Source organism: Methylocapsa sp. D3K7 (assembly GCF_029855125.1).
GTDB lineage: Bacteria > Pseudomonadota > Alphaproteobacteria > Rhizobiales > Beijerinckiaceae > Methylocapsa.
This window is the reverse complement of the sequence record NZ_CP123229.1, coordinates 1,169,660-1,179,156: the sequence shown is the minus strand read 5'-3', so window position 1 is coordinate 1,179,156 and position 9,497 is coordinate 1,169,660. Positions and strand designations below refer to the sequence as shown.

Genomic DNA, 9,497 nt, shown 5'->3' with positions numbered 1-9,497 from the left:
TAATGATGGCGATCACGGCGGCTGAGAAGAAGCTGTGTTTCGGCTCCTTGCCTGCAAATCTGGGGTCCCCCATCGTTGCTGATTGACAGCGCTCGAACGTCTTGGATCGGCGATCACGCCGGATAGTCTTCGCAGGTCCGCGCTGAGCGTACGACGCAATCTGAGAAACGAAGACAGAACATACCGGGGGGACCATTTGCGCGCCGTCAGGCAGCGAGTTGAGGCCGTCCGAGAGAGATCTGTATCCTCGGCACAAAAAACCGAACCGCTGCCAATACTCGCGGCTGCTGCGAGCGCAGAAACGGCGGATTCTGACGTTCGCAGTTTTATACCGAAATGGCGCACCCGACACGATTCGAACGTGTGGCCTCCACCTTCGGAGGGTGGCGCTCTATCCAGCTGAGCTACGGGTGCATCTAAAAGGGATAGTGTGTGACCCGTGAGACGGTCAACATCAAACGTAGTTCCTCATCGACTCGAACAACATTAAGGCTTACTTACGAACCAACCTTTTTGCCGTTCTTCGCCGTCCGCAACCTCCTTCTCGTTTGCTTCTGACGACACAGAAGAAAATAACGTGAGCTCGCCGAAGCCTCAACAAAACAATGTTTTAACCCGGCTGCTTTCACCCGACAGCACTGCAGAACTCGCTTGCCTCTGCGCTCGGAGGCAGCGCTCCATCCAATGAGCTACGGGTGCCTTTGCTCGCGACGATGCTAACCTAGCTTAGGATAATAGGACATGCCAAGCCGGCTCAACCAAAAACTTGCAGCACGGGGAGCGTACCCTAAGAATTATGGTAGCCCCACAAACCTAAAGTACGGGCACTCACCACAATATGTTCAATGGATTATACGCTCTTGCCTAAGCACGAGACGCCCCGCACTCAATGCAAAGTGGGACTCGCGTAATCGGATCGCAATTTCGTGATTTCATCCTTAAGCTGAAGCTTACGGCGTTTCATTTCAGCCAATTTCAACTCGTCCTTGGCGGGGTGAGCCAATTCCTTCTCAATTTCCTTATCCAGCGCCTCATGACGCTGTCCGAGCGCGCTTAAGTGAGTCTCACGTGACATGCAGAACTCCTTTTTAAGGCTCATACAGTCATAATCATGACACAAGAAGTTCAATTCGCGAAGCCGGTTTGGCGATCAACTTGATCAAATGTTTCGCTATCGCGAACGGCGTTGGCAAATGCTAAATTTAGTCAACCTTGTCTCAACGGAAAATGCACTCTTCTCTGGACGAGGCTGGCCGGAAGCCTCGCCCGAAACATTGGCAAGTGCCATCGGCCCGCTATTCGCGTGAAACCGTGCGAAATGCAACAAGACGCAAGAATGGGGATAATTTAGACGTGTGCATTGTTTAGCCGGCCCGGATTTTGAGCTAAAATAACAGCTAAGTTGTATGAAGGCGGAGAACCGGCGGCTCATGGCGGAAAATTCGAGCGAGGAAGATCACGCCGCGCTTCGGGCGGAACTTAAGCGGCTGAGTCAGGAGCATCGGGATCTCGACGCAGCCATTGAGGCGCTGCTTCATGTGGGCGCAGGAGATCGGTTGCAAATTCAGAGACTTAAGAAGCGTAAGCTACTCCTGCGTGATCGTCTGGCTTTCCTTGAAGATCAGCTTACGCCGGACATTATTGCCTAGCTCTAAATGAATGCTTGCATTATTCCGCCGCGCTCTTAGCTCCGCCAAACCGCCGCTCGATATAATCTTCGACAATTTGCTTGAATTCGGCGGCAATGCTGGCGCCACGCAGGGTCATCGCCTTTTGACCGTCGATGAATACCGGGGCGGCCGGTGTCTCGCCGGTGCCAGGCAGGGAAATCCCGATATTGGCGTGTTTCGATTCGCCGGGTCCATTGACGATGCAGCCCATCACCGCGACATTCAGAGTCTCTACGCCGGGATAGCGAGTGCGCCAAAGCGGCATCTCATCCCGGAGATAGGTTTGAATATCTCGTGCCAGCTCTTGAAAAACGGTTGATGTGGTGCGTCCACAGCCGGGGCAGGCGGCAACCTGGGGCACGAAGGTACGAAATCCCATCGTCTGTAATAGCTCTTGTGCCACCTTGACTTCGAGCGAACGGTCGCCACCAGGCTCGGGAGTGAGGGAAACTCTTATCGTGTCGCCGAGACCTTCCTGAAGCAAAATTCCCATGGCAGCGGAAGAGGCAACAATGCCCTTCGAGCCCATACCTGCTTCGGTGAGGCCTAGATGCAGTGCGTAATCGCTGCGACGCGCGAGCGTGCGATAGACCGCGATAAGATGCTGCACATCTGAGACTTTCGCTGACAAAATAATGCGGTCCCGACCAAGCCCGATTTCTTCCGCCCGTGCGGCGGAGTGTAGAGCCGATTGCACCATCGCTTCGCGCATGACGGCACCGGCCGGCCGCGGCTGCGGCGCCCGGGCATTTTCGTCCATCAGGGCGGTGAGCAACTCCTGATCGAGCGATCCCCAATTGGCGCCGATCCGGACTGCCTTGCCAAATTTGATCGCCATTTCGACGATGAGGCCAAATTGCTTGTCACGCTTGTCTTTGAACCCCACATTGCCCGGATTAATTCGATATTTGTCGAGGGCCTCGGCGCAGGCGGGATGATCGGCAAGGAGCTTGTGGCCAATATAATGGAAATCACCGATGAGAGGAACGTGGCAGCCGGTTTTCGCTAGGCGGTCGCGGATATGAGGCACAGCGGCCGCCGCCTCATCACGATCGACGGTGATCCGGACAAGTTCGGACCCAGCGCGGGCGAGCGCCGCAACCTGGGTCACTGTCCCCTCGATGTCGGCCGTGTCCGTATTGGTCATAGATTGCACGGCGATTGGGGCACCGCCGCCCACTTTGATCGCGGCTTCGCTGGAGCCAACCCGTACGCCGATGGAGCGGCGGCGGGGCAGGGGACCCGCCTCGTCTGGGCCGGCAGGCCCGGAAAAGTCCGCAGGGGCTGAGCGTGTCATGAGATCTCGGGCTTTCGAAAAGAGGCACCGACGGAGATGTCGTACGGGCGTGTCGCGGCTGTGACAGGAACCACAACAAAGAATGGTGACCAAAAACACTTAGGCCGTCAAGTTTCCAGGAAGGTTACGCCGCGACGGCAAATTCGGTGCGTCGACTCTGCAGAGCCACGCAGCCTCAATTGCAAAGTCGCCGTGAACCAACAGCACCCTTGTCCGTTAACGAGAATAGCCAGGAGGATTCCATGAAAAGGAAATTTATAATTCCGGTGATAGGCGCATTTGCGGCCATTGCGTTCGCGGTTCCCGCCGACGCGCGGTCGGGTGGCTGCATCAAGGGGGCGATTGTCGGCGGAATAGCCGGTCATTTCGTCGGGCATGGAGGGGTGGGTGCGGCTGCGGGATGTGCATATGGCATACACCGTCGAAACGAATACGATCGAGACAATTTGCGCGATGGACGCTCAGGCTACGCGCCGCGGCGGTCGGGCGATGCGCAGTAGATGTCGCATAGGATCCAGCCATTGGTTACAAAATCCGCCGCATCGGAATGAGCGAATTTTTAGGAAGTCCCAACGCTCGTCCTAGGCCGGAACCCGATCAAGCCCGAACGCTCGAGATGCTGGCCACTCTCGTTTTGGCAGCGCTCGTTTTGGCGGCGCTTTACATTGGGCGCGACGTATTTATCCCCATTGCCATCGCCATTCTGATTAGTTTTGTATTGTCCCCTCCGATTCTCCTTCTACGGCGCTGGGGATTGGCACGCGTGCCCTCTGTCTTAACAGTCGTGTTCGCGGCGCTGGTCATTGCATTCGTGGTCAGCGCCGTTTTGACCCGGCAGGTTTCCGAATTGGCCGTTGATCTGCCGAAGTATCAACTGACCATAAATGCCAAGATCGATAGGGTACGCGATGCTGCGGCCGATAACGCGCTATTTGCAAAAGTTTCGACTGCGCTGAAAAGCTTCGGGGAAATCAATCCTCGCCGGCCAACAGCTCCGAGCGCGCCCGCGCCTTCGGGCAAACCTAAGAATCAATTGACGGGAGAGCAAGGAAGCGAACGTCCGATTCCGGTTGAAGTTCATGAACCGGCGCCAGGACCTTTCGCCATTGCGCAGACTATCGCGGGAACGGCATTTTCGCCTCTCGAGACAATTTTCATTGTCATCATTTTTGTCGTCTTCATCCTTTTGCAACGCGAGGATTTGCGTAACCGCTTCATTAGGCTTGCCGGGTCGCGCGATTTGCAGCGCACGACAATGGCAATGAATGATGCCGCGGGACGGCTCAGCCGATTTTTTTTGGTTCAAACTCTTGTGAATTCATGTTTCGGCATCATCATCGCTGTAGGCCTCTATTTAATCGGCCTCCCAAGTCCAATCCTTTGGGGCATCGCCGCGTTTCTACTTAGGTTTGTTCCCTACATCGGCGCTTTTATCGCCGCTGGGTTTCCGATCGCGTTGGCGGCAGCGATCGATCCGGGCTGGGGGATCGCGCTTGAAACCGTGGCCTTGTTTCTCATTGTTGAATTCATTATCGGCCAGGCGGTCGAGCCTTGGCTTTACGGCCACCAAACTGGGATTTCGCCGATTGCCGTCGTCGTGTCAGCGACCTTCTGGACCTGGTTGTGGGGGCCGGTCGGCCTTGTCTTGTCGACTCCGTTAACCGTCTGTTTGGTCGTGCTTGGGCGGCACGTAGAACGGTTAGCTTTTCTCGATATCATTTTCGGGGACGCGCCGCCGCTTACGGCAGTTGAAACCTTTTATCAACGAATGCTTGCAGGCGATGCTTCGGAGGTGGTCGACCAAGCCGAGGGATACTTAAAAACCCATTCGCTGGTCGATTATTATGACAATGTGGCGCTTAAGGCTTTGCTGATGGCGCAGGCCGATCTTCGCCGTGGCGTACTCGATGAGCTCAGGCACAAGCGAATCATGGAAACGATCGGCGAGGTCATCGAGGATCTTTCCGACCATAGCGAGGACTCACCATTAAAGGCCCAAACACCCAAGCCTACTGCGTTGGCGGAGCCGCGCGACATTTCGTCGCCAACTGCGCCAGGTGCGTTGCCGGACACCAAAGAACCTTCCCCAACCTTGCCGCAAATGCGTGAAGGGCCGGTTCTTTGTATCGCCGGCCGCAGTTTTCTTGATGAAGCTGCAGCTTCACTATTCGCGCAACTGTTGGAAAAACATGGCATGGAGGCGAAAGTCGAGCCGGCAGGCGCGTTGACCGCGGGTCGGATCTCGCGGCTTTCAGCCGAGGGCGTGCGACTCGTGTGCCTATCCTACTTCGATGCGGAATCGAGCACGGCTGGCGCCCGTTTCGCGATACGGCGGATGCGCCGGTACCTTGGCCCGATCGAAATTTTGGCGGGTTTCTGGCAAGATGAATCCAAGCAAGGCCGTGAGTTGTGCGCGGAGACGAAAGCCGACTCTTGTGCGACGACATTCAAGCAGGCGCTAGCTTTTTGCGGTCAGGAAGGGGTCGGGGACGAAATCGAGGTGCCGCGCGAAGCCACGAATCTCTCAACAAAATCTGTTGCTTAAGGCGGCCGGATATCCCCTTCTCAACCCTTAATCCGCCGGGCACGCCTGGCACCGGCCCGCCAATTCCATGACTTGCGCCCGGGGAGAAAATTTGGCTTCCGCCGCGAGATCCCCCAACGCTCCCCGAATCGCGGGGGAAGTCGCCTCGACGACCTCGCCGCATACATCGCAAATAAGGAACACGATCGGTTCTCGCGCAGCGTGACCGTGGCCGCAAGCAAGATAGGCGTTGCGGGACGCGAGTCTGTGGACAAGGCTGTGTTCGAGCAAGAAGTCCAACGCCCGGTAGATGGAAATCGGTGCCGGGCGTTTACCGGTCTCGTTCGCAACCCTGTCGATCAAGTCATACGCGCCGAGAGGGCGGCCTTCTCGGGCAAGAATCTCAAGAATACGCCGCCTGCCCGGCGTTAGACTTATCTTGTCACGGCGGCACAATGCCAGCGCGACGGCCAGCGTGTCCTTGGTGGGACTCTCTGGTTGGCCTGCTCTACCAATCGGTTCCCGGCGTGTTTCGCGCGAAACATTCATGTGGACATCATACTCCGGTTGCATGCCTAAGGCGACCGTTCATCGCCGTGCCGTTGTAGCATGGCGGTGCAGCAATTGGCGCGGGGCCTGGTCCTCGCCTACTCGAGGAACAGATATGTCCCTAAAAACGCGTAATGCCATCGTGACCGGTTCAACCAGCGGTATCGGTCTCACCACCGCCCGGGCCCTTGCGAAAGAGGGTGCCAACGTCATGATCAATGGAATGGGTGATGCCGCTGCAATTGAAGCCGAACGGGCCGCAATCGAGAAGGAGTTTGGCGTCACGGCGATTTATTCCGGCGCTGACATGACGAAGCCAGATGAAATCCACGCCATGGTGAAGGAAGCCGAAACGAAGCTTGGTTCGGTCGACATTCTCATCAACAACGCCGGCGTGCAGCATGTTGCACCGATCGAGGAATTTCCGCGCGAAAATTGGGATATGATCATCGCCATCAATCTTTGTGCCGCGTTCCATGCGATGGCGGCCGCGATTCCTGGCATGAAGGCACGCAAATGGGGCCGGATTCTCAGCACGGCCTCAGCCCATTCCCTGGTCGCTTCGCCGTTCAAGTCCGCCTATGTCACGGCAAAACATGGACTCGCCGGACTTACCAAAACGGCTGCACTTGAACTCGCGACCTTCGGGATCACGGCCAATTGTGTCTCACCGGGCTATGTTTGGACGCCTCTCGTGGAAAAACAGATACCTGACACGATGGCAGCCCGCAAACTGACGCGTGAGCAGGTTATTCACGATGTGATTTTGCTGGCGCAGCCGACCAAGCAATTCGTAACCGCCGAACAGGTTGCCGCGCTTTTCGTCTTTCTGTGCTCGGATGCGGCAGCACAAATAACCGGAGCCAATTATTCGATCGATGGCGGCTGGACGGCCGAGTAAGGGCTACCCGCAGAATCGCCTGGCCGCTGCTATCAGCCCGGCAATGGATTTCGTTTCAATTCCTGCTTCCTAATGTGAACCTCGCTCTGGCCATTAAGAGAAGCGACAGATACGCCTTAAGTCCTTTCGCCGATGTCGGATTGCGCGTGTTCAGGTTGTGTCGTCCGTTGTGGAACCCATTCGGCACACTGGCATTATCGCGGGATCAAACGTGGCTCCGATCGAGCCGCGCCATTGAAAGGAATTGGTAATGGACTGGAATCGCATTGAAGGAAACTGGAAGCAATTGAAGGGTAAAATCAAGGAACAATGGGGCCACCTCACGGACGATGATCTCGATAAGATTGCCGGCAAGCGTGAGCAGCTTGAGGGCAAGATTCAAGAGCGCTACGGCATCGGTAAAGATATGGTTCGAAAAGACGTGGACGATTGGCTGAAGAACCAGTGATTGGTGTCTAAATCTCGATAATCCGTCAGGGCCGTATCGCCATGTGGCGATGCGGCCCTAATGGGCTCCAGTCGTTATTGATCTATGAATGGCCTATTGCAGCCAAAGATGAAGCGGAAACAGAGCTTGGACGTCAGTCTGAAGCGACCGCGCAAGCTGCGCGTGTCCAGTTGAAGTTTGTGGGTTTTGATCGCGATTGTGCCTGACATGGAACCTTGCGGAAGGATCGTAATTAAGGAGCCGGGAAGAGTGAAGGAGACAATAAAATGCTTTCAACAATCCTGGTTGTTCTGCTTATTTTGCTGCTCATCGGAGCCTTGCCGACATGGCCATACAGTGCAAGTTGGGGCTATGCGCCAGGCGGGCTGCTCGGCACTGTGCTTGTCGTCGTTGTGGTCCTCGCACTCATGGGCCGATTATAGGCTTCTGCCTATTTTATCCGCAGGGGATAGGAGTGATGCAAGCTCCGCGTCCCTTGCACTTCGTTGTGAGTTTTCACTTACTATGTTTCGCCCCCTCAGTGTGAATGATCTTCCATTCAGAAGCCGTCACTGGTTGCACGGATAGACGTGAATTATTGGCCAGGACCATGTCTTTCAAGCGTGGATTGCCTTTGATGCTGTCGAGGGAAACCGGATTGTTCAGTGTTTCGACCGCGCGAACGTCAACCATGCCGAACTTACCGCTCACATCTGTGGGGTCGGGATAATAGGATTTGGTGACTTCGACGATCCCGACGATTTCCTTGCCTTCATTTGAGTGATAAAAGAAAGCGTGATCGCTAACGCGCATTGCCATCAAATTTAGCTTGGCGCTATGATTGCGGACACCGTTCCAGGACGTTCCTTTCTCGCCGGCCTTGACCTGATCTTGCCAGGACCAGCTGCCAGGTTCACTCTTAAGTAACCAGTACGCCAAGGGTATGCCCTCCGCTCGACAGAGAAACAATTTTTACATTCGGCCTTCGGGGTAGACATTAATCGTCTTTGTCCAATTCGGCCTTCGAGGGGCGTGCGAGCAAAAGCGTGATCGCTTCCTCGATCGAAATCCGTTCCGCAAGCACCGCATCCACGGCCGCCGCGATCGGCATGTCAATCTCCTTCGCGTGGGCGAGGTCAACGAGCACTCCGCAAGTATGAACGCCTTCGCAAAGGCCACTTCGCTCGACGGCCTCAGAAATCGGCAATCCCCTGCCAAGCGCGACACCGAACGCATAATTCCGCGAAATCGCGGATGTACAAGTTAAAACCAGATCACCGAGCCCCGAAAGTCCAGCTAGGGTACTCGGTTTTGCGCCATGGGCACGGCCGAAACGGCTGAGTTCCGCAAACCCACGGGCGATGAGAGCGGCGCCCGCGCTGGCACCTAGGCCACGTCCGGCTGCGATTCCGCTTGCGATGGCGAGAACGTTTTTTGCCGCGCCGCCGATCTCAACGCCTCGCACATCCGGTGACGAATAGAGCCTGAAAGTGGGCGCAGCGAGCATCCCTGCAATCTTGGCCGCGAGTTCTCCATCCCACGATGCCACGGTGACCGCAGTTGGTAGGCCTTGCGCCACCTCCGTGGCAAAGCTCGGTCCCGAAAGAATAGCTGGCGGATTATCCGGCAATATCTCGGCCGCGACCTCGCTGAGGAATCGTCCGGTGGTATTCTCGATACCTTTGGCACAAACGACAATTGGAACGCCGTTTGCCAAATATGGGGCGAAAAGTTCCAGGACTGGCCGCAGCGCCTGTGCTGGTATCACGGCGAGGATGAGTTCACAGCCGTGAACCTCGGCGGGCTCCGAGATGGGACGGACATTTGAAAGAATGGGAACGCCCGGCAAGTGCCGGGCATTAATTCCAGTGGCCATCATCTCAACGACGTGGGCGGGATCGCGCGCCCAGAGTGCAACTTCGACATCATCCCCACGGCCTGGGCGTGCAGCAAGATTAGCAAGTGCGGTGCCCCAGGCGCCAGCACCGAGAACGGCAATCCGCCGTGTAGGACTTGGCGGCATCGTCTCATAATCCTCTTTACGTGTGACTCTTTTTTTCGCGTTAACTCACATCTTCGCGGGACTAGCGACTTGCAATTCAAGCTGCCTGATAGGACATAGTCCCTCC

General features: G+C 56.1%; 11 protein-coding genes and 1 tRNA gene. 6 read left to right on the top strand and 6 right to left on the bottom strand.

The genetic code is table 11. The features are described from left to right. Positions 1–337: 337 nt before the first annotated feature. A tRNA-Arg gene (locus tag QEV83_RS05445) sits at positions 338–414 on the bottom strand. Between the two features lie 472 nt (positions 415–886). Further along, positions 887–1,075 (bottom strand): DUF465 domain-containing protein, encoded by a 189-nt coding sequence (locus QEV83_RS05440; RefSeq protein ID WP_280130218.1) that lies wholly within the window; start codon positions 1,073–1,075, stop codon positions 887–889. Between the two features lie 355 nt (positions 1,076–1,430). On the opposite strand from QEV83_RS05440, the gene QEV83_RS05435 reads away from it, so the two are divergent. Next, a complete protein-coding gene (locus QEV83_RS05435) occupies positions 1,431–1,649 on the top strand; it encodes a DUF465 domain-containing protein (RefSeq protein ID WP_280130975.1) in 219 nt (72 codons plus the stop codon). 19 nt (positions 1,650–1,668) lie between these two features. Here the strand turns inward: QEV83_RS05435 and ispG are convergent, their stop codons facing one another. Then, positions 1,669–2,967: a flavodoxin-dependent (E)-4-hydroxy-3-methylbut-2-enyl-diphosphate synthase gene (gene ispG / locus QEV83_RS05430; RefSeq protein ID WP_280130217.1), complete on the bottom strand. Its 1,299-nt coding sequence runs from the start codon at positions 2,965–2,967 to the stop codon at positions 1,669–1,671. 242 nt (positions 2,968–3,209) lie between these two features. On the opposite strand from ispG, the gene QEV83_RS05425 reads away from it, so the two are divergent. Both QEV83_RS05425 and QEV83_RS05420 read left to right on the top strand, forming a co-directional pair. Further along, complete coding sequence (locus QEV83_RS05425; protein ID WP_280130216.1) at positions 3,210–3,467, top strand: hypothetical protein; 258 nt, start codon at positions 3,210–3,212, stop codon at positions 3,465–3,467. A 116-nt stretch (positions 3,468–3,583) separates the two neighbouring features. Then, on the top strand, positions 3,584–5,512 hold the full coding sequence (locus QEV83_RS05420) for an AI-2E family transporter (RefSeq protein ID WP_280130215.1): 1,929 nt from the start codon (positions 3,584–3,586) through the stop codon (positions 5,510–5,512). A 27-nt stretch (positions 5,513–5,539) separates the two neighbouring features. Here the strand turns inward: QEV83_RS05420 and QEV83_RS05415 are convergent, their stop codons facing one another. Beyond that, a complete protein-coding gene (locus tag QEV83_RS05415; RefSeq protein WP_280130214.1) occupies positions 5,540–6,040 on the bottom strand; it encodes a transcriptional repressor in 501 nt (166 codons plus the stop codon). Between the two features lie 115 nt (positions 6,041–6,155). On the opposite strand from QEV83_RS05415, the gene QEV83_RS05410 reads away from it, so the two are divergent. The 3 genes from QEV83_RS05410 (at position 6,156) to QEV83_RS05400 (ending at position 7,811) form a co-directional block, all read left to right on the top strand. Then, positions 6,156–6,941: a 3-hydroxybutyrate dehydrogenase gene (locus QEV83_RS05410; protein ID WP_280130213.1), complete on the top strand. Its 786-nt coding sequence runs from the start codon at positions 6,156–6,158 to the stop codon at positions 6,939–6,941. 250 nt (positions 6,942–7,191) lie between these two features. Then, on the top strand, positions 7,192–7,389 hold the full coding sequence (locus tag QEV83_RS05405) for a CsbD family protein (protein ID WP_280130212.1): 198 nt from the start codon (positions 7,192–7,194) through the stop codon (positions 7,387–7,389). Between the two features lie 266 nt (positions 7,390–7,655). Further along, on the top strand, positions 7,656–7,811 hold the full coding sequence (locus QEV83_RS05400) for a DUF3309 family protein (protein WP_280130211.1): 156 nt from the start codon (positions 7,656–7,658) through the stop codon (positions 7,809–7,811). A 73-nt stretch (positions 7,812–7,884) separates the two neighbouring features. Here the strand turns inward: QEV83_RS05400 and QEV83_RS05395 are convergent, their stop codons facing one another. Together QEV83_RS05395 and QEV83_RS05390 are read right to left on the bottom strand one after the other, a co-directional pair. Beyond that, positions 7,885–8,307, bottom strand: a complete 423-nt coding sequence (locus QEV83_RS05395) for an EVE domain-containing protein (protein ID WP_280130210.1) — start codon at positions 8,305–8,307, stop codon at positions 7,885–7,887. Between the two features lie 58 nt (positions 8,308–8,365). Next, entirely contained in the window at positions 8,366–9,391 is a 1,026-nt protein-coding gene (locus QEV83_RS05390; protein WP_280130209.1) for an NAD(P)H-dependent glycerol-3-phosphate dehydrogenase, read from the bottom strand. Positions 9,392–9,497: the final 106 nt, after the last annotated feature.

Coding starts and splice junctions, on each gene's coding strand:
- QEV83_RS05405 (WP_280130212.1), top strand. CDS start 7,192: ATGGACTGGAATCGCATTGAAGGAAACTGGAAGCAATTGAAGGGTAAA.
- QEV83_RS05425 (WP_280130216.1), top strand. CDS start 3,210: ATGAAAAGGAAATTTATAATTCCGGTGATAGGCGCATTTGCGGCCATT.
- QEV83_RS05435 (WP_280130975.1), top strand. CDS start 1,431: ATGGCGGAAAATTCGAGCGAGGAAGATCACGCCGCGCTTCGGGCGGAA.
- QEV83_RS05400 (WP_280130211.1), top strand. CDS start 7,656: ATGCTTTCAACAATCCTGGTTGTTCTGCTTATTTTGCTGCTCATCGGA.
- QEV83_RS05420 (WP_280130215.1), top strand. CDS start 3,584: ATGCTGGCCACTCTCGTTTTGGCAGCGCTCGTTTTGGCGGCGCTTTAC.
- QEV83_RS05390 (WP_280130209.1), bottom strand. CDS start 9,391: ATGCCGCCAAGTCCTACACGGCGGATTGCCGTTCTCGGTGCTGGCGCC.
- QEV83_RS05410 (WP_280130213.1), top strand. CDS start 6,156: ATGTCCCTAAAAACGCGTAATGCCATCGTGACCGGTTCAACCAGCGGT.
- QEV83_RS05415 (WP_280130214.1), bottom strand. CDS start 6,040: ATGAATGTTTCGCGCGAAACACGCCGGGAACCGATTGGTAGAGCAGGC.
- QEV83_RS05440 (WP_280130218.1), bottom strand. CDS start 1,075: ATGTCACGTGAGACTCACTTAAGCGCGCTCGGACAGCGTCATGAGGCG.
- ispG (WP_280130217.1), bottom strand. CDS start 2,967: ATGACACGCTCAGCCCCTGCGGACTTTTCCGGGCCTGCCGGCCCAGAC.